This is a genomic window from Dyella sp. C9, assembly GCF_003332825.1.
Lineage (GTDB): Bacteria > Pseudomonadota > Gammaproteobacteria > Xanthomonadales > Rhodanobacteraceae > Dyella.
In genome coordinates this window covers 171,341-195,559 of record NZ_QIRF01000002.1, presented here as the reverse complement: position 1 = coordinate 195,559, position 24,219 = coordinate 171,341, and the positions used below count along the sequence as shown (strand labels likewise).

The 24,219-nt window shown below is 65.2% G+C and carries 16 protein-coding genes; 12 read left to right on the top strand and 4 right to left on the bottom strand.

The window, feature by feature from the left end; translation table 11 throughout:
- Positions 1 to 67: 67 nt before the first annotated feature.
- Together DVU99_RS03215 and DVU99_RS03210 are read left to right on the top strand one after the other, a co-directional pair.
- Complete coding sequence (locus DVU99_RS03215) at positions 68 to 1,087, top strand: phosphotransferase (RefSeq protein ID WP_114238762.1); 1,020 nt, start codon at positions 68 to 70, stop codon at positions 1,085 to 1,087.
- The gene (locus DVU99_RS03210; protein WP_114238761.1) at positions 1,080 to 2,411 is read left to right on the top strand and encodes an aminotransferase class III-fold pyridoxal phosphate-dependent enzyme; all 1,332 of its coding nucleotides are present in this window, start codon (positions 1,080 to 1,082) and stop codon (positions 2,409 to 2,411) included. The genes DVU99_RS03215 and DVU99_RS03210 overlap by 8 nt, the downstream gene beginning before the upstream one ends.
- A gap of 21 nt (positions 2,412 to 2,432) precedes the next feature.
- On the opposite strand, the gene DVU99_RS03205 is transcribed toward DVU99_RS03210, so the two are convergent.
- On the bottom strand, positions 2,433 to 3,152 hold the full coding sequence (locus tag DVU99_RS03205) for a FadR/GntR family transcriptional regulator (protein ID WP_114238760.1): 720 nt from the start codon (positions 3,150 to 3,152) through the stop codon (positions 2,433 to 2,435).
- Between the two features lie 521 nt (positions 3,153 to 3,673).
- Here DVU99_RS03205 and DVU99_RS03200 point away from each other — a divergent pair.
- The 5 genes from DVU99_RS03200 (at position 3,674) to DVU99_RS03180 (ending at position 11,512) form a co-directional block, all read left to right on the top strand.
- A complete protein-coding gene (locus tag DVU99_RS03200) occupies positions 3,674 to 6,235 on the top strand; it encodes a TonB-dependent receptor (protein WP_114238759.1) in 2,562 nt (853 codons plus the stop codon).
- Positions 6,236 to 6,378: 143 nt separating this feature from the next.
- Complete coding sequence (locus tag DVU99_RS03195) at positions 6,379 to 8,400, top strand: trehalase family glycosidase (protein ID WP_114238758.1); 2,022 nt, start codon at positions 6,379 to 6,381, stop codon at positions 8,398 to 8,400.
- Positions 8,401 to 8,559: 159 nt separating this feature from the next.
- Complete coding sequence (locus tag DVU99_RS03190; protein WP_114238757.1) at positions 8,560 to 8,979, top strand: hypothetical protein; 420 nt, start codon at positions 8,560 to 8,562, stop codon at positions 8,977 to 8,979.
- Positions 8,980 to 9,257: 278 nt separating this feature from the next.
- Positions 9,258 to 10,745, top strand: coding sequence for a DUF4118 domain-containing protein (locus DVU99_RS03185; protein WP_198670172.1), 1,488 nt, complete (start codon positions 9,258 to 9,260; stop codon positions 10,743 to 10,745).
- Positions 10,742 to 11,512, top strand: a complete 771-nt coding sequence (locus DVU99_RS03180; protein ID WP_114238755.1) for a response regulator — start codon at positions 10,742 to 10,744, stop codon at positions 11,510 to 11,512. The genes DVU99_RS03185 and DVU99_RS03180 overlap by 4 nt, the downstream gene beginning before the upstream one ends.
- Here DVU99_RS03180 and DVU99_RS03175 read toward each other — a convergent pair.
- The 3 genes from DVU99_RS03175 to DVU99_RS03165 form a co-directional block, all read right to left on the bottom strand.
- Positions 11,477 to 12,268, bottom strand: a complete 792-nt coding sequence (locus DVU99_RS03175) for a TorF family putative porin (protein ID WP_157971332.1) — start codon at positions 12,266 to 12,268, stop codon at positions 11,477 to 11,479. The genes DVU99_RS03180 and DVU99_RS03175 overlap by 36 nt on opposite strands.
- Positions 12,269 to 12,475: 207 nt before the next feature.
- Entirely contained in the window at positions 12,476 to 14,386 is a 1,911-nt protein-coding gene (locus tag DVU99_RS03170) for a glycosyltransferase family 39 protein (RefSeq protein WP_157971331.1), read from the bottom strand.
- Complete coding sequence (locus DVU99_RS03165; RefSeq protein WP_114238752.1) at positions 14,383 to 15,540, bottom strand: glycosyltransferase; 1,158 nt, start codon at positions 15,538 to 15,540, stop codon at positions 14,383 to 14,385. Before DVU99_RS03165 ends, DVU99_RS03170 begins: the two co-directional genes overlap by 4 nt.
- Before the next feature lie 1,202 nt (positions 15,541 to 16,742).
- Between DVU99_RS03165 and DVU99_RS03160 the strand changes: the two genes are divergently transcribed.
- From DVU99_RS03160 to DVU99_RS03140, 5 genes are all read left to right on the top strand, one after another.
- The gene (locus DVU99_RS03160) at positions 16,743 to 17,783 is read left to right on the top strand and encodes an HAD family phosphatase (RefSeq protein ID WP_232823423.1); all 1,041 of its coding nucleotides are present in this window, start codon (positions 16,743 to 16,745) and stop codon (positions 17,781 to 17,783) included.
- A 100-nt stretch (positions 17,784 to 17,883) separates the two neighbouring features.
- A complete protein-coding gene (locus DVU99_RS03155) occupies positions 17,884 to 19,554 on the top strand; it encodes an arylsulfatase (protein WP_114238751.1) in 1,671 nt (556 codons plus the stop codon).
- 123 nt (positions 19,555 to 19,677) lie between these two features.
- Positions 19,678 to 22,209: a fused MFS/spermidine synthase gene (locus DVU99_RS03150; protein ID WP_114238750.1), complete on the top strand. Its 2,532-nt coding sequence runs from the start codon at positions 19,678 to 19,680 to the stop codon at positions 22,207 to 22,209.
- A gap of 67 nt (positions 22,210 to 22,276) precedes the next feature.
- Positions 22,277 to 23,257, top strand: coding sequence for a MoxR family ATPase (locus DVU99_RS03145; protein WP_114238749.1), 981 nt, complete (start codon positions 22,277 to 22,279; stop codon positions 23,255 to 23,257).
- Between the two features lie 10 nt (positions 23,258 to 23,267).
- Positions 23,268 to 24,218 (top strand): DUF58 domain-containing protein, encoded by a 951-nt coding sequence (locus DVU99_RS03140; protein WP_114238748.1) that lies wholly within the window; start codon positions 23,268 to 23,270, stop codon positions 24,216 to 24,218.
- The last annotated feature ends 1 nt before the right edge of the window (position 24,219 follow it).

The following is a 24,219-nucleotide window of genomic DNA, read 5'->3' as shown; positions in this document are numbered from 1 at the left end:
AGCCGTATTCAATTGTCAAATTATACTACTATTAGGTCGCCTGCAATGTTTGGTGACGATCTAGCGCATGGATATCCTGACCCCCGACGCGGCGCTGAAACTGGCGGAACACCACTGGCACATCCATGGTGAGGTGAGCGCCCTGCCATCCTACGCGGACCAGAATTTCCGCATACGTGACGGAGGTGCGGGCTACGTGCTCAAGGTGGCGCACCCGTCGTGGGCATGGCAGGACATCGAGCTGGAAAACCGCGCCATGATGACCCTGGCCGAACGTGAGCCTGCGCTCGGTGTTCCACGGGTGCAACTGGCGGCCAGTGGCGAGCACCTGTTGTCGCTGTCGGTGGCCGGCCGCACCTGCCTGGTGCGCGTGTTGAGCTATGTGCCGGGCTCCACCTATGCCGAGGCCATCGCCGGGTTGGCACCGGGGGTTCGCGCGCCCTTGCACGAAAGCCTGGGTCGGGCCGTGGGGCGCCTCACGCGCGGGCTGAAGGACTTCCATCATCCGGCGGCGGATCGCCAGCACGACTGGAACCTGATGCGCCTGCCGGCGTTGATGGATCAGCTGCCGCATATTGCCGACGCCGAATTGCGTGATGCGGTGCAGCGGCACGCCGGGGGCTTCTGCGCGTCGCTGCCGCATTGGCGCAGCGAGCTTCCCGTGACCGTGTTGCACAACGATGCCAACGACCTCAATGTCATCGCGGGCGAGGAGGGCGGACGCAAGGTGGTCAGCGCCGTGATTGACTTCGGCGACATGTGCACGAGCTTCCGCCTGGCCGACCTCGCCATTGCCTGCACTTATGCCATGCAACACGAGAACAACCCGGTGGCGTGCGCACAGCGCATCGTCGGCGGCTATCTGGCCGAGCATCCGCTGTTGCCGCGCGAACTGGAGTATCTGCATGCCTTCATCCTGGCGCGGCTATGCCACAGCATCCTGATGGCGACCCGCAGCCAGCGCGAGCAACCGGACAATCCCTTCGTGATGGTGTCCCAGCAGGGCGTGCGGCGGTTGTTGCTGCAACTGGCCTGCGTCGAGGCCGATGCCATCGTGCGCCCCTTCATGGAATCCCGTCATGACTGACAGCAAGCCCGACGTTTCGCCCCTCAGCGTGCCGGTACGCAGCCAGGAGGAGATCCTGCGACTGCGCCGGCAGCACCTGAACCCCACGCTCAGTGTTTCCTATCGCGAGCCGCTGAAGATCGTGCGCGGGGAGGGTGCGTGGTTGTACGACCAGGATGGCCAGGCCTACCTGGACATGGTCAACAACGTCTGCCACGTCGGGCACTGCCACCCGCGCGTAGTGGCGGCAGGGCAGGCGCAGATGGCGCGGCTCAACACCAATACGCGCTACCTGCATGACAACATCGTCGAGTATGCGCTGCGCCTCAACTCGACGCTGCCGGCGCCACTGTCGGTGGTGTTCCTCACCAACTCTGGCACCGAGGCCAACGATCTCGCCTTGCGACTGGCGCGTGCGCATACCTGCGCGCAGGGCGTACTGGTGCTGGACCACGCCTATCACGGTCACTCGCCATCGATGATCGAACTGAGTCCCTACAAGTTCAATGGCAAGGGTGGTGCGGGGCGCAGTCCGCACGTTCGCGTGCTGCCCATGCCCGATACCTATCGCGGTCTGTACGGTCCGTCCGGGGACGCGGGGCAGCGCTACGGCGCGCATGCCTGGTCGGCGGTCGAATCGCTGCAGGCCGAAAGCATGGCGCCGGCAGTGTTCTACGCGGAATCGCTATTGGGCTGCGGCGGACAGATCGTGTTGCCGCCCGGTTATCTGGCTGAGGCCTACGAGGCCGTGCGCGCGGCCGGTGGCGTCTGCCTGGCGGACGAGGTGCAGGTGGGCTTCGGGCGTGTCGGCAACCATCTCTGGGCATTCGAGGAGCAGGGCGTGGTGCCGGATATCGTCACGCTGGGCAAGCCCATCGGCAACGGCCATCCCATGGGCGCGGTGGTGACGACGCCCGAGATCGCCGCCAGCTTCGTCACCGGCATGGAGTACTTCAACACGTTCGCCGGGAACCCTGTGTCCTGCGCGATCGCGCTGGCCGTGCTGGACGTGATCGAGGAAGAGCAGTTGCAAGCCCATGCCTTGCGCGTGGGCCAGTTCCTGCTGGATGGGTTGCGCGGGTTGCAACAGCGCTTCGACGTCATCGGCGACGTGCGCGGACGCGGCCTGTTCATCGGTGCCGAATTCGTCAGTGACCGCGACACACGGACGCCTGATCCGCAGCGCGCCCGCGCCGTGGTGGAGGCCATGAAGGCGCGTCACATCTTGCTGTCCACCGATGGCCCCGACGACAACGTGCTCAAGATCAAGCCGCCGATCGTATTCAGCCAGGCCAACGCCGAGCGCTTCCTGGATCAGCTGGACGAGGTGCTTCGCATCCTGTGATGGCGAAGCGCGAGGTGGGGGTCAGGAGGCTTTCCTGACGCCCTTCTTGCGCCGCTTTTCGAGGTTGGCGCGGGAGTCGGTGATCATCGCCTGCATGGCCTTGCGCGCCACCTCGGGCTGGTTGCGGCGAATGGCATCCAGCACCTTGTGGTGGTGCGGCAGCGAGTACTTGAAGTCGCCTGCCGTCTGCGCCGACAGCACGAAGAACATGCCCAGCACGCTTTCGATCACCGTAAACAGCGAGATCATCATTTCGTTGCCGGTGGCCTGCAGCACGGCATTGTGGAAACTCAGGTCAGCCACGGCCCACTCGCTGGTGTCGCGCGCGGCTTCCATCTGGCGGTAGGCCGTGTCGATCCGCGCGAGCTGTGTCTGGGTGCGCCGGCGGGCCGCGGCGGCCGCGGCGGCCGGCTCGATGATTTCGCGCATCTCCCCCAGTTTCTCGATGAAGTCATCGGTGGGCATGGTGGCGCAGCGCCAGGACAGCACGTCGGCGTCGAGCTGGTTCCAGGCGTCCCTGGGGCGGATACGGGTGCCGGTCTTGGGGCGGGCTTCGATCAGGCCCTTGGCGGAAAGCACCTTCAAGGCCTCGCGCAGCGCATTGCGGCTTACCTGCATGCTTTCGGCCAGCGCATCCTCGCGCGGCAGCACGTCGCCCGGCTTGAGTTCACCGGAGACGATCCGGGTACCCAGCTCGCGAACGACCTGGCCGTGGAGACTGCGTGCATCCGTCGCTTTCATGTTCAGTCTTTCTCCGCAGCTTGGGCGCTCGCCGGTGGTCATGCGTGCACTGCGTGACCTGCGTTGAGTCATGGGGTTTCGATGCCACCGCTTGCTGCGGTGCAACGTCCAGCAAAATTTATCATACAAAGGCATCGAGCGATGCCTGCTTGCCCATGCTATCGCGACTCACGGGTGTGTACGGCAACGCTTGTCCGCCATGTGCATCCGTATCGATCGACGCTGCTTGTGCAGCGCACCCACGGGCATCCCTTCTCGCAAACGACGGCGCCGCCATGGCGCCTGCAGCCGTGCCGCGCGCCCGAAACGATCATGACTTTTGACGTATCGTACTATGGTAGGACAAATAGGAAAATATGAGATAGGATCCACGCCAGCGTCGCGCCGGGGGCAGGGGCAAGTGCCTTGGGCGGCGGCTGCAGCAGTGGCTGTCACTCACATCGCGAAGGTCGGCGCGCTACCGCGATCGGCCCGACAAGAACAGAACGCAACGTTCCAATGTTCCGGGGAGGAGCAATCGAATGAAAGCTAGGATGAAGATCGATCGGCGCGCGTTGGCAGTGGCCATCGGCACCGTGCTGATGGCCGGCGCGTTGCATGCGCAGGACGCCTCCACGCAGGGCCAGGCGGCACAGGCCGCGCCGGCGCCGGCCAAGCCGGCCGCCGATCAGCGCCAGGCGCCGTCGTCCGCCAACAAGACCGTGCAGAGTCTCGACCAGGTGGTGGTCACCGGCAACTCGACCGCCGGCGGCATCAAGAAGATCGACGCCAGCTATTCGATCACCACGGCGACGCTGCAGCAGATCAAGGAGCTCAACCCGGTCAGCGTGGCTGACCTGCTCAAGATTTCCCCGGGCGTGTATCCGGAATCGTCCGGCGGCCAGACCGGTGCCAACATCGAGGTCGCCGGCTTTCCCTCCGACAGTGGTGCGCCGTTCGTCACCTTCCAGATGAACGGCTCGCCGCTGTTTCCCAAGTGGGACTACTTCACCGATGCGATGATGCGCCTGGACGACACCGTCGATCGCCTCGAGGCGGTGCAGGGCGGTACTTCGGTGCTGTACGGCAACGGCCAGCCTGGCCTGATCGCCAACTTCATCCTGCGCGAAGGCAGCAGCACGCCCACCGGTGACGTGGGCATCACCTATGGATCCGAAGGCATGGTGCGCCTGGACGGGTTCTACGGGTTCCCGATCGGCAAGGACAGCGGCTGGTATGGCAGCATCGGCGGCTTCTGGCGCAAGTCCGACGGCGTGCGTGATCCGCAGTTCGCCGCCGACAAGGGGGGGCAGCTCACGGCCACGCTCAGCCATGACCTAGAGCACGGCTCCATCATGTTCTATGCGCGCGACCTGAAGGACAAGAACCAGTTCGTCACCGATACGCCCATCCTCAATCCGGCCTCGGGCAAGTTCTCGGATTACCCGGGCTTCAGCCCGCTGACCGGCACGTTCGGCAGCAACGCCGATCGCTACCAGTTCTTTCAGTTGAACCCCTGCTACACCGCAGGTTGTACGCCGACCGGCCAGAACATCGACATGGCCAACGGACAGGGCGGCGACGTGCACATGCTGGGTGCCAACCTGGACCTGGACTTCGACAACGGCTGGTCGCTGTCGGACAAGCTGCTGTTCGTGGGCGGCAACATGGACACCACAGCGTTCTTCAGCACGGGTGACAACCCGCAGACGCTGTCCAGCTTCATCACCGATTCGGAGGCAGCCTTTGGCCTGCCGTCCAACCTCACGGCGACGGCGACGTACCGCAACGGCCAGCCGGCCGACATGAACCAGAACGTCACGGTCCAGAATCCCGAATACATCCACAAGAAGATCTCCTCGATCAGCAACGAGTTCCGCGTGAGCAAGGAATTGTTCGAAGGCAATACGCTGACCCTCGGCAACTACACGGCGGTGTACTCCGAGCGCCATGTCGAGGAAGACGGCCTGAACATGCTGCTGCAGGCCAAGAACAATCCGAACCCCATCGTGGTGAACCTCTCCGATGGCGTGAACAACTATGCGCTGACCGACAACCAGGGGCTGTTCTGGAATAACCAGCCGCAGTCGTGGATGGCCTACAACGAAAAATGGCATGCCACCACCACGGCGTTCTACCTGGCCGATGAGTGGAACATCGATAACTGGCGACTGGATGGTGGCGTACGCTGGCAGCACGATGATATCGGCGGCTGGTTCCAGAACACCGGCTCGGGCGACCTCGACAACAATCCGTACACCGTCTACAACAACAACGCCGAATACCTGATCAACAGCTACCAGCATCCGACGAGTTCGCGCAGCGCACCGTCCTGGACGCTGGGCGCCAACTACACGATCAACCCGAATATGAGCGCGTACGCGCGCGTCAACGACGGCGTGTTCCTGCCCGGCTTCGACGACGTGGTGAACCTGCAGGACCCGCCGATCGAGAAGATCCACAATATGGAAGTGGGCTTCAAATACCAGGCACCGTGGATCTTCGCCGACATCAGTGCCTACCGCCGGTTGTTCCACGGCGTGCCTTATTCGATCCAGCTGGAATCGGGCCAGGTCAACCTGGTCTACGGCTCGGTGACCAAGGGGCTCAACGCGGCCGTGACCGTGAAGCCGTTCGAGAACTTCTCGATCGCGCTGAGCGGCAACTACATGAATGGCCACTATTCCGACTACCAGGGCTGCGTGCCCTACGTGGCCCAGGATGGCAGCAACCAGTGCAGCAGCATCAGCGGCATGCAGATCGATCGCCAGCCAAAGGTGCAGTACCGCCTGACGCCTGGTTACGTTATTCCCACCAGCTGGGGCAGCATGAAGTTCTGGGTGACCTACGAGTACGTGGGCAACCGTTACGGCGACCAGCTGCAGCAGCAGCCGCTGGGAAGCTATTACGACCTGGCCGTCGGCGCGATCGCCACCATCGGCAAGAACTGGGTGCTCACCCTGCGCGGTACCAACGTCACCAACCAGATCGGCATCACCGAAGGCAATGCGCGCCTGTTCGGTTTCGCCAGCGAAGGCGGTGTGATTCTCGCCCGTTCGATTGAAGGTCGCGAGTTCAATTTCCAGGTGAAGTACCAGTTCTGATCGTACGCCTGGAGACGATGCCCGCCTTTGGGTAGTCTGCGTGGTGCCGGCGGCAAGAGCGCTGGCACCACGCGGCCACGTCGTGGACCGCGGTGACTGGCGGTCCGTGTCCATGGACGCCACCGCAGCATGCAGGAGCACCCGTGAATCGCTTGTCCCTTACCCGGTCTGCCATCGCGACCCTGGTCTTGCTGTCGACCCTGCAAGGGTCGCCCGCGCACGCCACGCCCGCCGACCGAACGGAGTCGCCGGACGCGGCCTATCTCGACGTGCTTGATCTGCACGGCTCACCCGCCAATGCCACTGATCGCAGCTTCAACATGTTCTTTGATGCGGGCGCCTGGCAGGGGTACAGCCTTCCTCCCGTGCACGACGCGGGCAGTGGTTTCGTCGGGCCGTTTGCACACAGCCTGGCGGGCGGGCAGTGGATCGGCAAGCGCTTCGCGCAACTGGCGCTGTCCGATGCGGGCACCGGTCAGCCCATGGCGCTCACGCCGACCAGCGCGCACAGCGGCCCGGGTTACCTGTTGCGGGAGTTCACGGCGCCCGGAGTCACGGTACGCCAGACTCTGTACTTCACCGATGCCTGGCATGCCGTAGTGAAGGTGGACATCACCGCCACCACGGATCGCACGCTCTCGCTTGCGGTGGAAGGTACGGTCATGAAGCCGGCCGACGCCCGCATCGCCGTGACCGGCGGCGAGGTGGTGCAGACCTTCGGCTCCGCGCCATCGCGCCTAGCCACGCGCCTGCAGGCCCAAGGACAGGCGGGTTCGAGCGCGGCCATGCACGGTGACGACTACCGCGTGACGCTCGATCATCCCCTGTCGTTGAAGGCTGGTGTGGCGACAAGCGTGTTCGTCGAGCAGGAATGGCGGGTCGATGCGCGGGCCGAGATGCCGCCAGCGCTGGACGACGGCATCGCCTGGCAGCACAACCGCGAGCGTTGGGCGGGCTACCTCAAGACGCTGTCCAGCAGCCATCTCGATGGCGTCGACGATGCGATGGCGCGCCGGGTGGCCTTCAAGGCCATCATCACGCTGCTGGGCAACTGGCGTGCCGCACGCGGCGACCTGCATCACGATGGCGTGGTGCCGTCCTATTCCAACCCCGACTTCAATGGTTTCTGGGCCTGGGACTCGTGGAAGCACGCGGTCGCGCTGGCGCATTTCGCGCCGCAGTTGGCCGAGGACCAGATGCGCGCGATGTTCGATTTCCAGGCCGCCGACGGCATGGTCCCCGATTGCGTCTACCTGGACAAGGCGGAGAACAACTGGCGCGATACCAAACCGCCGCTGGCCACCTGGGCCACGCGGGAGATCTATCGCCAGAGTGGCGATCGCGCCTTCGTCGCGGAGATGTACGACAAGCTGGTGCGCTACCACCGCTGGTGGTTCAAGGCCCGCGACCACGATCACAACGGCCTGGCGGAATTCGGGTCTACCGATGGCACGCGCATCGCAGCGGCGTGGGAAAGCGGCATGGACAACGCCGTGCGCTTCGATCATGCCCGCATGGTGAAGAACGGCGACGGCGCCTGGTCGCTGGACCAGGAGTCGGTGGACCTCAACGCTTACCTGTATCGTGAAAAGCTCGATCTTGCCGCTTTGGCGGAGGTACTGGGCAAGGGCGACGATCACGCGATGTGGTTGCGCGAGGCCGAGGCGATGAAGGGAGCCATCCAGCAGCGCATGTACGACCGTGCGGCCGGCTATTTCTTTGATGTGCGGCTTGGCAGCGATGAACGGGTGCGCGTGTACGGCTCGGAAGGCTGGATGCCGTTGTGGGCCGGCGTGGCGAGCGCCGAGCAGGCGGCAGCGGTCAGCCGCGTGATGCTGGACCCGCGCAAGTTCGCCACCTACATGCCACTGCCCACCCTGGCCAGGGATGACACCCACTTCTCGCCGGTGAAAGGCTATTGGCGCGGGCCGGTGTGGCTCGACCAGGCTTACTTCGGCGTGGAGGCGCTACGTCGCTATGGCTATGGCAACGAGGCGAACACGGTGGCGCGCCAGTTGGTGCTGCACGCGCAGGGGCTGACCGGGCAGTCTCCCATGTACGAAAACTACGATCCGCTTACCGGGCACGGCTACCAGTCGCCCAACTTCAGCTGGGCCGCAGCCAGCTACCTGCTGCTGTTGCAGCCGGGCGATGCGGCGCCCTAGGGGCGCTGCGGTCCTTCACCCGCTGCGTGGGTGTGCGGCCACGCCGGCTGCAGTAAAAATTGCGGAGAATTTACGCGTCGCCCTCCTGCTGATGTGGCGCCTTTACCCGCCGCACGCGCAGCATGCGTCATCGCCCACGGGCCATGACGGGTACACAAGGTGACCATTCTGATCGTGCAGGGGCCGCATGCCGGCCACCGGCCGCTGGGCGAGGAGATCGCTGGCGGGCTCCGGCAACTGGCACGCAAGGCAGGACACGCCTTGGCGATAAGCCGGTGCGAGGGATTGCGCGAATTGGTGGGCTCCATCCGTGCGGCGCGACAGCGCCATGCCGAATTCATGTTGATCGACCCGGGTACGCTGGCCGAGGAGGCGCGCGCGCACCCGGAAGAAGGACTGCAGGAAGCCCTCGCCGAGCTGGATTCGCCGTATATCGACGTGCACGACGACACCGATACCGCACTCCATGTGGCGCCCCCGCAACATGGCGCGCCCATCGCCACCATCGTGATCAATGGCGATCTCGCGACCAGTTACCGCATTGCGCTGGGCATCGCGCTGCGCCGCCTTGCCGCCTGATTCCGCAAGGACGGCATGCCTGCATGTCGTGCCAAGTCCTGTGCTTTACGACAACTATACGTTGCACGCGCTCGTGGTTACCGCATCTTTATAGGCGTCACCGGCACAATGCGGGCATGAAGCCGATCCTTCCAAACGCATCATCGTCCAGGCCGTGCAGGGGCGCCGGCGCGTGCGTGGTCCCGCACATCGGACGGTAAGCGGCAATGCATGCAAAGCACGAGGCGCAGGAGCGGCCGGCTGGGGGGTTTCTGGGTGCACGCCTCGGACAGCGCCTGATGCGCGCCACCCCGTCGAGGGTGCTGTTGCCTGCCTTGCTGGTCTGCGGGTTGACGACGAGGCTGGCCGGCTGGTTGCTGCGCGTATTCGATCTCGCCAACGTGGTGATCCTGTTCGTGTTCGCCGTGGTGCTGGTGGCATTGCGTTGGGGAAGCGCTGCGGGCGCCTTGTCCGCCTTGCTCGGCGTGGTGAGCTTCGACTTCTTCTTCGTGCCGCCGGTCTATTCGTTCCACCTGTCGGATACGCAGTACCTGTTTACCCTGGTGCTCACCCTGGTGGTGGCAGTGGTTACCGGCCAGCTCGCGGCCAGGCTGCGTGAGCAGACCGCGTCTGCCCAGGCGGGGGAACGGCATGCGTCGGCGTTGGCCACTGTTGCAGGGGAACTCTCGGCGGCCCACACGACCGTGCAGGTCGGTGTCGTATGCGCGCGTACCGTGGGCGCGCTGTTCGGTGGCGAGGGAGTGTTGTTGCTGCCGGATCGCGCCGGGCATATCGGCGTCGGTGCGCATGGCATCGACCGCGAGGTCGCGCAATGGGTACATGAACGTTGCCGGCCTGCAGCGGCCATGGATGTCCTCGCCGGCGTGCCCTGGCATTGCCTGCCCCTGATGGCCGCGCACACCTCGCGTGGCGTGCTGGCCCTGCGCGGCGATCGTCTTTCGACAGCGGAAATCGAACCTCGGTCCTTGCTGGACGCCTGCGCTGCACTGATCGGCCAGGCGCTGGACCGCATTCATTTCGCCGATCTGGCTCGCGAGGCCGAAGTGCGCATGCAGGGCGAGCGCCTGCGGCACGCCCTGCTCGCGGCGGTCTCGCATGATCTGCGAACGCCGCTGACGGCGATTCGGGGGATGGCCGAGACGCTCGACTCGCCGCGAGCCTTGCAGGCGGATGTGGCGGCCGGCGTGATCCGTTCCATTCGCCAGCAGGCAGTGGCCTTGCATCACCTGGTGACGAACCTGCTGGACCTGGCACGCATGCAGGACCGGGGCGTGCACCTGCAGCGGGACTGGCATGCCCTCGACGAAGTGATCGAAGCAGCGCTGTCGGGTGCGATGTCCTCGCTGGGCACGCGGCGGGTGGAAGTCCAGGTAGAGGCGGGCTTGCCATTGGTCGAGCTTGATGCCTGCCTGTTCGAGCGGGTGTTGGCGAATCTGTTGGACAATGCGGCGAAATACACGCCACCGGACACCCGGATCTGGATCAGCGCCGGGCAACGCGCCGGTGTATTGCAACTGCGGGTGGAGGACGACGGCCCAGGCCTGCCTCGCGAGATTCCCTGCGAGGCGTGGTTCACGCCGTTCACGCGTGGTGCGCGCGAATCCCCGATCAGCGGCGCAGGTCTGGGCCTGGCGCTGTGCCACACCATCGTCGAGGCCCACGGTGGCCGCATCGCCGTGGTGCCTCGTGCTTCCGGTGGCGCATGCTTCGAGCTGCGCCTGCCCCAGCGTGCGGCTCCCGTGGTCGAGAAGGAGGGCATTGCGTGAATCGTCCACGTGTACTGGTGGTGGAGGACGAACCCGACATCCGGCATTTTGTTCGACTCTCGCTGGAGCGCGAAGGCATGCTGGTGTCCGAGGCCGGCAGCGCCCTCGATGGCCGCATTGCCGCGGCCTGCAGGCAGCCGGAGCTGGTGATACTCGACCTGGGCTTGCCCGACGGTGACGGCAAGACGTTCATTCGCGATCTGCGCAGCTGGTCCCAGGTGCCGGTGCTGGTGCTGTCGGCACGCGAGCGTGAGGATGAAAAGGTGGCTGCCCTGGAGGCGGGGGCGGACGATTATCTGGTCAAGCCCTTCGGCGTGCCCGAGCTTATCGCACGCGTCCGTGCACAACTTCGGCGAGCCCACCTGGGTGGCGCGGATGGCGCGGCGCCTTCGATCTTCGTGTTTGGCGAAGTACGGGTGAACCTCGCCACCTACGAGGTCAGCCGATGCCACCGTGCCGTGCACCTGACGCCGATCGAGTTCCGCCTGCTCGCGGCGTTGATCCGTGGCCACGGCAAGGTGCTTACCTATCGCCAGCTACTGCTCGATGTGTGGGGGCCGGGCTACGCCAACCGGCCCCATTACGTGCGTGTCTACATGAACAACCTGCGGCAGAAGCTCGAGCCCGAACCGGCTCGGCCCCGGCATCTGGTCACCGAGTTGCAGGTGGGTTACCGGCTTGCCGGCATCGAGCGTGGCAAGGAACTGGCACGCTCGATGCCGGCAAGCGTGTCAGAAGGTCGCCTTCACGCCCATCACCAGGCGTGAACGGTATATCGATCCGGTATCGTGGGTGTTGGTGTCCCAGTAGCGAAGATCAAGCGACGTATGGTCGTTGATGGCCCAGGTCGCACCCACGTTCCAGGTGTTGTACGCAAAGCGCGCCAGGCTGCCGTCATTGCGCGTGGCTCCGTCGGCGATGCTCTGGCGACCGACCGCTGCCGACGCTGACCACGTCGCGTTGAACGCGTGGGTGAGATTCACCTCTCCGTACAGCGCATGGCTGGAGCTGCCGGGAAAGTTCGGCGAGTAATACGCCGCGGCGCCAAGCGACGTTGCGCCGAAGGCATGGCTGCCACGCAGGTACGTTTCCGCGTAGGACTCGCGCAGATGGCTGGGTTGATGCAGATAGTCGTAGTAGATGTAACCCAGGTCGAGATTGACGCCGGCAAGGGTGGGGCGCCAGCCGCCGTAGAGGTCAATTTCCTGCCGCGTACGGGTGTCGCCCGAGGGTGAGAAGTCGACGTTCGAGGTCCAGGTGCCGGCGTACCACGCGCCATCCCAGCTCAGGTCGAGGCCAGCGAAACCCGAGGGCCGATGGTTGGTCTGGCTGATCCCGCGAAACAGGTAGTCCGACTGTGCGCCCGCGTTGAACGCCATCTGCCAGCCGCCGGGTGTGCTGGCCGGAGTGGCCATCGGTGGGGTGCCGCCATCGGCAGGGGTATCCGTGCCGTCGCCGGCAAGGGCGCAGGTGGCGAAACCTAGCGGCAGCGCCGCCAGGCAGGCGAGGGTAAGCATATGCATGTTGGTCATCCACAAGAGGGATGCGCGGCGTAGGCGCCGCGCATGGGCAAGAGCCGATGCGGATGCTAGGAATGGCCGTCTAAAGACGGTGCTGAGTTTTGCGTGCGCTTATCAACGCCGTATCAAGGCGCGAATCCGGCGGCCGTGGCCACGATGGCCGCGACCGGAAGTGACAAGCCCCCGGGCATGCGGGGGCTTGGTGAAGGTTCAAAGTGGCTTGCTGGAAAGATAGGGCGGGGGGCGATTGGAGCAGCCGGGATAGCTGGGATCGGGCCACACCTCGATACGCGTGGCGACGACCGGTGCGTTGCAGGTCAGCCGCTGCACGGTGACGAAATCCTCGGTGTGACCCTTGGGTGTCCACTGCTGCACCGAGTAGGTATCCAGCTGGTACGCCCCGCCTGCCGTGCCTGCGTATTCCGTGAGGTAATCCACCACGATGCGGTTGCTCAGCATCGCCGCGTCCGCGTGCGAGAGGCGAACATCGGGCGATGGTGGCGGAAGCACGCGTGGGCCGGGCGGTGCGGGGGGGATGGCGATGAAAAGGTAGGCCGTTGGGGCAGGGCGCCAGCTGAGGCGCTTGATGTGGTAGCTCTGGAACTCCTGGATGAGTATGCGTCGCGGCGCCACGCCGGGTTGACGCGCCAGGTCCATGGCGACCTTGATGGCGGCCGTTTCGTCCAGGTCATGCACGCCCCAGGCGAGCAGCGCGCACGCGTTGGTGCCCGCGTTCGCCGCGCGGGCCGCCAGCAACTCGCCGAGGCCTGCGGCCTGGCTGCGCCCCCCGAACTCGGCGGGCGTGTAGGCGTGTACGGCGGTGGATGCCGGCAGGTAGTGTCCGTAGAAGTCGTGCTCGGCAAGCGTGCGGAAGAACGGCGTGGCGTGCCCGAAACGGTACGGAAGGATCACGGGCAGAACCTGGTCGCCGCAACCGGGAAGCTGCTGCACATAACGGGCGGACGCGCGCCAATCCTCCGTGCGGGGCAACAGGCGGCCGCGCAGCGGAACCAGATAGGAGCCAACCAGCAGCACGGTCAGTACGGCGAAGATCACGCTTGCGCGTCCGCGTCCGCGCGGACCGGCCACGTCGAAAAGGCGTCCCAGCAGGAACCACGCAAAAGGCGCGCAGGTCAGCAGGTTGCGGTCGGAGAAGGACGGTGCGACCAGCAAGGATACGCTGATGCCGCAGGCGATCACGCCGAGCAGCACGAAGGTTGCCAGGGCGGTGGTCCAGCGCGTGTCGTGCATGTCCCGCGTGAATAACGCCTGGCGCGAGATCAGCCGCTGGCAGGCCACCAGCAGCATGACAACCACGGCTACCAGCACCTGGCGTCCCAGCAGGGCACCAAAGGCGTGTTGGATTTCGCGGGAGAAGAACGCCGCGCTGTTGCTGAACCACAGGTTGTGCAGGTCCTGCTGCGAGGACTGCGTCATCAACTTGTAGTAGCCGGCGTTGATCGCCAGCACCAGCAGGCCGGTGACCACGATGCTGGCACGCAGTCGCCAGGACGACGTGCCCAGCAGCAGGAAGCACAGCACCATGCCGGAGGCGAGCAACAGATAGGCATGGGTGAGGCTGGCGACCAGCGTCAGCAGGCCGAGCGCCACCGAATGCGCGAGCGGAAAGTCCGCCCGCGTGCGAATCCGCTGGCGCAGCGACAGGGCGCACCAGAGCAGCAAGGCCGCAAGCATCATGCACAGGGCATAGCTGCGCGTGTTCTGCGACTGGTCGAACCAGAACGTGGACAGCGAACCCACGGCGCAGGCGAAACCGATGGCCGCCGGGCTGAGCACTCGCCGCGTGCCTGCGGCAAAGAACACGACGGCCAGCACGGCGAATACGGCACTGGGAACGCGCAGCGCCCAGTCGCTCAACCCGGCCAGCTGGGTCCAGCTGTAGAGCACGAAGTAGTAGAGCGGTGGATGCGTATCGGTGAGCGCGCGCCGCAGCACCTCAGCCAGTCCATCGTGGTGATTGATCAGGTGTACGGTGAACAGCTCATCGATCCACAGGCTGCTCGCCGACAGTCCGATGAAAGCGGCGATGCAGGCGATCAGTGCGATCAATCCATAGATCACTCCCTGCCATCGGGCGGGAGCCTGGGTGGTATCCGTCACGTATGTTGTTCCGTGCTGCCGACAAGGTCGTAACGCGATTCTGCCAGCAGCACGCCAACCAGTATGGCGACGGGCGCAGGGCAGCTGAGCAGGCAGAGCGCCATGCCCGCGCCGGCATTGAGTGGAAGATCACTCCAGCGGCCCCGGTAGAAGCGCAGCCAGCGGCCCAGCGCCTCGCGGGCGTTGCGCGGGCGCAGCGCCTTTGGCGTCAGCGCGTACCTGACCAGGAGATGGCCGGTCAGTCCGACCATGACGGAAATCAGCAGTGAGGCCCAAAGCGGGCAGCCCGCGGCAAGCAAGGCGACCAGCGAGGCCCACTGTGCAAGCAGCGTTCCGAGCAGGACGATGCCGCGCACCATGGTCTTTGCGGTCAGGCGGCCGCGCGTGCGCTTTTCGACCAGCAGCATGATCAGGTCGAGCACCACGCGCGTATCCATCTTCGACTCGCCGCCGATACGGGTGCGCAGCAGGGTGGGCACCTGCGCGGTACGCGGACGTTCGGTGCCGGAGGCCACTACGTCGATGAGGATCTTGAAACCCAGCCCGGACAATTGGCTGCGTACCTTCTGGTACCACTCGCGGGTCATTGCAAAGCAGCCACTGAGCGGGTCGGCCAGGCGCACGCCAAGCAAGCTGTCGGTGAGCAGCACGCCCGCACGGCTCATGCCATGACGCACGCGCCCCAGGCCCGAGCGTGAATCCTCAAGGTAGCGGCTGGCCACGGCGACATCGACGTTCGGGTCATCCAGCTTGTCCAGCAGGGCGGTGATCATGGCGGGGTCGTGTTGGCCATCGCCATCCATGATGGCCAGGTAACGTCCATTGGCGATGTCCCAACCTGCGATGGCTGCCGACGACAGCCCGCTGCCGCCCTGCCGGCGCAGCAGGCGGACCGTGGGAACGTCGCGTCCGTACATGCGGACCACGTCGGCGGTGCGCTCGTCAGTGGAGTCATCGACCACGATGATCTCGTGGTGCATACCCTCGAGCTGCACGCTGAGTTCGCGCAGCACGTCCCCGATCGCCTCATGCTCGTTGAGCGTGCAGATCACGAGCGACAGGTACGGTCGCCCGCTGGCGAGTCCCTGCTCGGTCCGGGCGTAAGGTTTTGCCGCGCGCGCCAACGGGGGCGCAGGTACTTGGATAGCATTCACTGGTGCTACGCCGTGAAGTGTAAGTAGTCATAGTGTGAACGCGTAAATGGCAACTATGTTGACTTTTCTTTGACACTTACATGGGGCTGACAATGGGGTGGCCGGTCGGTGCACGTCCGTAGCGCGGTCCGGGGTCCGGCTCCATCCGCCTGATGCGCCAAACATGGCTAAGTACAAGGCGTTGGCCCGTTGCGGTCGGCTTGCGTACTAGGCAGATGCTGCTGCGGCAGCATCTGCCTTATAAGTAGTTTCTTTCCTGTGACGGGGAATGATCGGGTCACCGCAAGGATGAGGTTCCCTGCCGTCGTTGATGGGCCTCGCGAATACCTGCCATGTCGAAGGATGCGAGTGCGGGGCAGCCATCCGTTTCCTCAGCGGGGCGGTTGATCAGAACTCGCCGTGGCCGATAAGGCGCTTGCCGCGCTTGGCCTTTGGGGTAATGCGTGGGTCTGCGCGGCTCTGCCCAGCGCGCCCGGACGCGGCTCTGCCAGGTGCCGGCCGAGATGCCGCCGAATGTGGCGCGGGATGGCTAATAGTTCTTTATGGAAGGATGGGTCGTTGTGCTGGGAGAGATGCAGGCCGATTGGCTCGATACGCGCAGCTGACTCAGTGGGCCAATGAACCGAGGAACGAGCCTGTATGGCTTAGCGGAATGGGTGCTGCGCTGCAGGTGGGATCTGGAAGGTCTGTGCAGCGATAAGAACAAGGATGGCTGTGGTTCGTTTCATGATGCCAGTACCTCTTCTTGTTGTAGCAGGTTAAAAGCCACCCGAAGGAATTCCGATGGCGGTCCGCTTGCGCGCCAAGCAGACAGCGTGACCTGCGTTGTGTCGGCCTGCAGCGCCGAGCGGACCCGCATCACATGTGGGGTCGCGTAGATGGCAGTTCGCCTGGTTGGCGGCTGTATCCCTCTACTGGCGCCGGGAAGTGTGGAAGGAATCGACTAGCTCCATTCCCTTCACTCAATCGTCACTTTCCTGGCTGGATTCCCGATGTTTGGCGCCTCTGACTCGGCGAAAGGCGGCCTTCCCTCGGTAATTTTTCTTACGGCCGATAGGTAGAGTTCCCAATTGTCCAAGCGCCCTTAATACGCGACTGTCTGGGAACGGCGTTTGATGCCCAGCCCGTGTCGGTACGCTTCTTGGGGCGGCAGCATCACTTGCGCTGGTTTCGTCATGTCGAAACGACCATGAGGACGACCCATGCGTTCCGAGACGGCGATGCCCAAGGGCATGAATGACAGGCCCAAGGCCTGGAAGCGCCATACAGCCGTGCTGTTGCTCGTCGCCATGCTCTGGTGGGCCGGCGCCTGCATGGCCGCGCAGGATCCGCTGCCGTCGTGGAACGACGGTGCGACCAAGCAGCAGATCGAGAACTTCGTCAAGAAGACCACCACGGCAGGCTCGCCCGACTTCGTGCCTCCCGAGCAGCGCATTGCCGTGTTCGACAACGACGGCACGCTGTGGGCGGAGCAGCCGGTGTACTTCCAGGTGTTCTTCGCGCTGGACCAGGTCAAGGCGCAATCGCCGCAGCATCCGGAGTGGCAGACCACCGAGCCGTTCAAGTCCGCGCTGGCTGGCGACCTGAAGGGCGTGGCCGCGTCCGGGGAAAAAGGCGCGGCCGAACTGGTGGCCGCCACCCATTCGGGCATGACCACTGACGAATTCGCGCGCAACGTCAACCAGTGGGTGTCCACCGCGCGCCATCCCAAGACTCATCGTGTCTTCACCGAAATGGTCTACCAGCCGATGCTGGAGCTGCTGCACTTCCTGCGCGACAACGGCTACAAGACCTATATCGTCTCCGGCGGCGGACAGGATTTCATGCGTGCCTGGGCGACTGCCGTGTACGGCATTCCGCCCGAGCAGATCATCGGCAGCCAGGGCGAGCTCAAGTTCGAGCTGCGCGACGGCAAGCCGGTGCTGGTCAAGCAGCCCAAGGTGGCCCTGGTGGACGATGGCCCGGGCAAACCGGTGGGCATTGAACGTTTCATCGGTCGCAAGCCGATCTTTGCCTTTGGCAACTCCGATGGCGACCAGCAGATGCTGGAGTGGACCACCTCTGGCGATGGCCCGCGCTTCGCCGGCCTGGTGCACCACACCGATGCGGCACGCGAGTGGGCGTACGACCGCGATTCCAAGGTCGGCAAGCTTGACAAGGCGTTGGACGAAGCCACGGCGAAGGGATGGACCGTGGTGGACATGAAAAACGACTGGAAGCAGATCTTCCCGCCGGAGAAGTAGCGACGCGAGGTGGCGACGCCCCTCGCGGGCACCGCCTTCGATTCACCTGTGTTTCCACTGCTGGACGCTCGAGCAGTCAAGCCAACCAGGAGGTGCCTCCATGTTTCGCCCGTGGCAGCGCAGTACCTTATTGAAATCACTCACTACGGTGGTCGCGACGGCACTGCTCGTCGTGGGTGCCGTCACCCTGCAACCTACGGCCGTGCGCGCACAGCCGCCCGCCCAGGACCAACAATCATCCGAACAGGACAACGGCAAGCCGAACATCCTGGTGATCTTCGGTGACGACGTCGGCCAGTCCAACATCAGCGCCTACTCGATGGGCCTGGTGGGCTATCGCACGCCCAATATCGATCAGATCGCCCGCGACGGCATGATCTTCACCGACTACTACGCCGAGAACAGCTGTACGGCAGGCCGTTCCACCTTCATCACGGGCCAGACTGTGCTGCGCACGGGTTTGTCCAAGGTGGGCATGCCGGGTGCCAAGGCGGGCCTGCAGGATCGCGACATCACAATCGCCCAGGCGCTCAAGGGCATGGGTTATGCCACGGGCCAGTTCGGCAAGAACCACCTGGGCGATCGCGACGAGTTCCTGCCGACCAAGCACGGCTTCGACGAATACTTCGGCAACCTGTATCACTTGAATGCCGAGGAAGAGCCGGAGCGTCCGTATTGGCCCTCGAACGACCCCAACTTCCTCAAGGCGTACAACCCGCGCGGCGTGATCCACAGCTTCGCCGACGGCAAGATCGAGGATACCGGTCCGCTCAACGTCAAGCGCATGCAGACCATCGATGACGAGACCACCGGTGCGGCGATTTCGTACATCCAGAAGCAGGCGCAAGCCAAGCAGCCGTTCTTCGTGTGGATGAACTTCACGCGCATGCACATGTTTACCCATATCAAGCCCGAGGATATCGGCAAGGCGGGCCTGGGCAAGGGTCACGAGTATGCCGACGGCATGTGGGAGATGGACCAGCATGTCGGCCAGATACTCAAGGCGCTGGATGATGCGGGTATCACCAAGAACACCATCGTCATCTTCACCACCGACAACGGCCCGAACTTCTTCAGCTGGCCGGACGCCGCCAATTCGCCGTTCCGCAGCGAGAAGGACTCCAACTGGGAAGGCGCGTTCCGCGTGCCGGCGATGATTCGTTGGCCGGGGCATATTCGCCCCAATACCGTGAGCAACGCGCTGATCTCCGGCCTCGACTGGTTCCCGACCCTGGTGGCCGCGGCCGGCGATTCGGACATCACCAACAAGCTGCTGAAGGGCACCAGCGTGGGCGGAAAGACGTTCAAGGTGCACCTGGACGGCTACAACTTCCTGCCATACCTGACCGGCAAGACCAATACGTCACCGCGCGAAGAGTTCTTCTACTTCAACGATGATGCGGAACTCGTAGCCGTGCGATGGGATCCCATCGAGCCGGGTGGTCAAAGGCCAGACGCGTGGAAGGACGTGTTCTGCGAACAGCGGGCGCCGGGTAGCTTGCAGATCTGGTCGGAGCCCTTCACCTGCCTGCGTCTTCCCAAGCTTTTCAACCTGCGCATGGACCCCTACGAGCGGGCTGACATTGGCCAGACCAACGGTTACTACGAATGGATGACCGAGAACGCCTATGTGGCCATCGAGGGCAACATGCGCGCTGCGCGGTTCCTCGCCACGTTCAAGGACTATCCGCCGAGCCAGACGCCTGACTCGTTCACCATCGACAAGGCCGTGCAGCAGTTGAAGATGGAACTGCAGAAGGAAGGCAAGTAATCGCCTGACGATGCCGGCGACAGGGAGGTCGCCGCATCCTTCTTTCGATATCGCCGGCCGCTCTTGTACGGGTGGCCGGCGATTGCTCCATACTCATAGGGAGTGCAGCCTCGCGTGAGTTCCATGCCCAGTGCCGTGCAGCATCGACGCGTCGGACCGCTTGCTCCCTCGCGCACTCGCGTCGTACCCGCCACGGCCCTCTGGCCGGCCTTGCTGCTATTCGGCTCCGGCACCGCGTCGCTGGTCTATCAACTACTCTGGATCAAGCAGCTTTCGCTGGTGGTGGGCGTGGAGGTCTACGCGGTGACCATCGCCGTGAGCGCCTTCTTCGCGGGGCTGGCCGTCGGTGGCGCCTGGCTGGGACGCGTGGCTGATCGGCTGGAACGCCCATTGAGGCTTTACGCTTGGCTGGAGTGCGCAGTGGCGGTGCTGGCCGTGCTGGCCACCGTGCTGCTCGCGCATGCCGCGCCTGCCTTCGCCGTGCTGGAAAACCATGTCGGATGGCTCGCGTGGCTGCTGCCGTTCGCACTGGTCGGCGTGCCCGCGGTGGCCATGGGGGGCACCTTGCCGGTGCTGGTGAGGGCGAGCACGCATGACAGCGTGGCCCGCACCGGGGGCCGGCTGTACGCAGCGAATACGGCAGGCGCCATCGCCGGCGTGCTGCTGGCGCCGTTTGCGTTGATTCCCGCACTGGGCGTGCAGGGCGCGGCATGGGCGGCCGCGTCGCTCAATCTGCTGGCCGCGGCGGTGGCGTGGTCGCTCGAGCGATACCGGCCATCGGCGGCACGGCAGGTGTCCGGGAGCGGCGAGACTGCGACACCGCCCTCGGCTCGACTGGCGCTGGTGCTCTACGCCATCGCCGGCGGCGTGGCCCTCGGTTACGAAGTGGTGTGGTCGCAGACCGTGGTGCAGTTCATGAGCACGCGGGCGTTTGCCTTCGCCATGATGCTGGCCGTATACCTGCTGGGCCTGATGCTGGGCAGCGCGATCTATGCGCGCTTCGCTGAGCGGGTGCGCGATGGCTGGACCGCCTTTGGCGTACTGATCGCCCTGGCGGGGCTGGTGGCGCTGTTGCAGGTGAGCTGGCTGGGCACGTGGGTGGGCGAGGCGCAGGCGGCGCTTTCGGCCTGGGTCGCGGCGGGCACTGACAACCGTTTGATGGCGATGTGCGTGCGCTTTGCGTTCGCCGCGGCGGCCTTGGTGCTGGCGCCTACCTTGTTGCTGGGTGCCGCGTTCCCGGCCGTGCTGCGCCTGTGCGCGCAGCACGGTCAGAGCGGGCGCGGCGTGGGCATGGCGGTGGCGCTCAACACGCTGGGCGGCATTGCCGGCACCCTCGTCACCGGCTTCGTGCTGGTGCCGGTGTTCGGGCTGGTGCGCACGCTGGCGCTGCTGGCGCTGGCGGCGGCGGTGATCGGGCTGATCGCCGTGTTCGTGGGTGCTGGCTTGCGCCATCGTGGTCGCTGGGCGGTGATAGCGGTGGCGCTGTGCTCACTCGCGCTGGCGATGCTCACGCCGGCCAACAAGCTGGCCACCCTGCTGACCCAGGCGCGCGGCGGCGAGCTCAGCTACTACGAGGAGAGCCGTGGCGGCACAGTTGCCGTGCTGGCGCAGGGACAGACGGCCAACCGCTTCCATCGGCTGTATATCCAGGGCGTATCCAACTCCGGCGATACCTTGCCTTCGCAGCGCTATATGCGATTGCAGGCGTTGCTGCCGCTGATCATCCATCGCGGCGAGCCGCATTCGGCGCTGGTGATCGGTTTCGGTACCGGCATCACGGCCGGCGCGCTGTCGCAGTATCCGGGGCTGACCACGCGGGTATGCGCCGAGCTGTTGCCCGCGGTGGTGCGCGCGGCCTCGCAGTTCCATGGCAACTACGGGGCGGGCACCACCGATGCGGGCCTGCAGGTGCGCCTGCGCGACGGCCGGCGCGAGCTGCTGCGCAGCGACGAGAGCTACGACATGATCACCCTGGAGCCGCCGCCGCCTTCGGCTGCCGGCGTGGTGAATCTCTACTCGCGTGATTTCTACCAGCTGGCCGCCTCGCGGCTGGCGCCCGACGGCATCCTGGCCCAGTGGTGGCCGATCGCCACCCAGAACGACGAGGACTCGCGTGCCATGGTGCGCGCCTTCCTCGACGCGTTTCCCTATGTGACGCTGTGGACCACCGAGATGCACGAGATGCTGCTGGTGGGTTCGCGTTCGCCCATCGAGCTGGACGCGGCGCAGATCGAGCGGCGCTTCAACCAGCCCAGCGTGTCGGCGGCATTGCGCGAGGTGGGCGTGGCATCGCCTGCCGCGCTGCTGGCGACCTGGGTGACCGACCGGGCCGCGCTGGAGCGCTACGCCGGTGATACGCCGGCGGTCACCGACGATCGTCCCAGCATCGAGTACGCCAGCTGGGTGCGCCGCAACGAAATCCTGCGCGTGCTGCCCGAACTGGTGTCGCTGCAGACCCGTCCGCCGGTGCGTGGCGCCAGCGCGGAGCTGATAGCAGACACCGAACGCCAGCGCGACGTGCTGTTTACCTTCTACGCCTCAGGCTTGGCGGCGTACCAGGGCGACCGTGACCAGTGGGCCACGTCCCTGGACTTGGTCATGCAAGCCGATGGCAACAACCCCTACTACCGCTGGATCGCCGAAGGCGCGCCTTGAGGCGTGGCGCCCTGGCCGGCAACGGGTTCGGCGGGAGCGGGTGGGGCACGGAACGGAGCGAGGACGCATGAACGCACGTGAAGCCATCGCAACACTGCAGACAGAGATGGAGCAATCCATCATCGGCCAGCGCGACCTGATCCGGCAGATGATCGTGGGCCTGCTGGCCAACGGGCATCTGCTGCTGGAGAGCCTGCCCGGCATGGCCAAGACGCGTGCCGTGAAAAGCATGGCCAAGCATCTGGACGCGCAGATGCGGCGCATCCAGTTCACCCCGGACCTGCTGCCGTCGGACATCACCGGCGCCGAAGTACTGCACCAGCAGGGTGGCCAGAACGTGTTCCAGTTCCAGCCCGGCCCGATCTTCGGCAACGTGATCCTGGCCGACGAGATCAACCGCGCCCCGGCCAAGGTGCAGGCGGCGCTGCTGGAGGCGATGGAAGAACGGCAGATCACCGTGGCCGGCACCACGCACAAGATGCCGGAGCTGTTCATCGTGATGGCCACGCAGAACCCGATCGAGCAGGAAGGCACTTATCCGCTGCCGGAAGCGCAGCTCGACCGTTTCCTGATGAAGGTACTGATCGACTATCCGGACAAGGCGAGCGAGATCAGCGTGCTCGAGCTGGTGCGCAGCGAGGAGGTACCGTCGGACGTCGGCGACGGCAGCGCATCGGTGGTGCGCATCGACCCGGCCCAGGTGTTCGACGCGCGCAAGGAGATCCACGGCATCCACGTGGCGCCGGCGGTGGAGCAATACGTGATGGCGCTGATCGACGCCACGCGTCACGCCGATCGTTACGACAAGACGCTGGCCAGCTGGATCCAGGTGGGTGCGAGCCCGCGCGGCGGCATCGCGCTGGAGCGCACCTCACGCGTCAATGCCTGGCTGGAAGGGCGCACGCATGTGACGCCGGACGATGTGCGGTCGATGGCCCATGGCACGCTGCGCCATCGCATCATCCTTACCTACGACGCCAGCGCCGAGGGCATCCACGCCGATCAGGTGATCGACAAGATCCTGGAGCTGGTCGCGGTACCGGCCTGAGGGCAGGGCGATGGCAGCCGCAGCGCCCGACGACATCGGCACGGTCTACGTCACTCCCGCCTACCTGGCGCGGATGGAGATGGATGCGCGCCGGCTCAGCGTGATGCCGCACCGGCCGCATCACAGCATTCTCAGCGGGCGACACGCATCGCGCCTGCGCGGGCGCGGCCTCAACTTCGAGGAAATCCGTGCCTATGTGCCGGGCGACGACCTGCGCCATCTCGACTGGAAGGCATCGTCACGCGTGGGCCACGCGCTGGTGCGCTCGTACACGGAGGAGCGCGACCGCCCCGCGCTGTTCGTGGTGGACCAGCGCATCTCCATGTTCTACGGCACGCGCCGCGCCATGAAATCGGTGGTGGCCGCCGAGATCGCCGCGCTGGGCGCGTGGATGTCGTTCCAGATGGGCGACCGCGCCGGCCTGGTGGTATTCGACGACAGCCACGTGCACAGCGTGCGGCCGCACCGCAGCCGCTCGCGCGTGCAGGCCATCCTGGGCACGCTGGCGCGCTGCAACCAGGCCCTGCGCGCGGACAGCCCGGTGCGTACCAACCCCGCGCAGCTGGATGCCGCGCTGCGCTCGGCGTTGCACCTGGCCACGCACGATTACCTGGTCTGCGTGATCAGCGACTTCCTGGGGGCCGACGAAGCCACCATGCAGCTGATGCGCGAGCTGGCCACGCACAACGACGTGGTGGCGGCGATGGTGTTCGACCCCTCGGCGCGTGCCATCCCCGATCGCGGCAAGATCGTGGTGACCGAGGGCGAACTGCAGCTCGAGCTGGATTTCGACCGCAAGACCGTCCGCGAGCCGCTCGGCAACATGTTCGACACGCGGTTGGCGCAGACCGTGGACGTGTTGCAGCGCTGCGGCGTGCCGCTGCTGGCGGTGGATACCGAACAGCCCACGCTGCTGCAGGTGGCGCGGCTGCTCGGCCATTTCGCGCAGCGCCGGAGCTAGA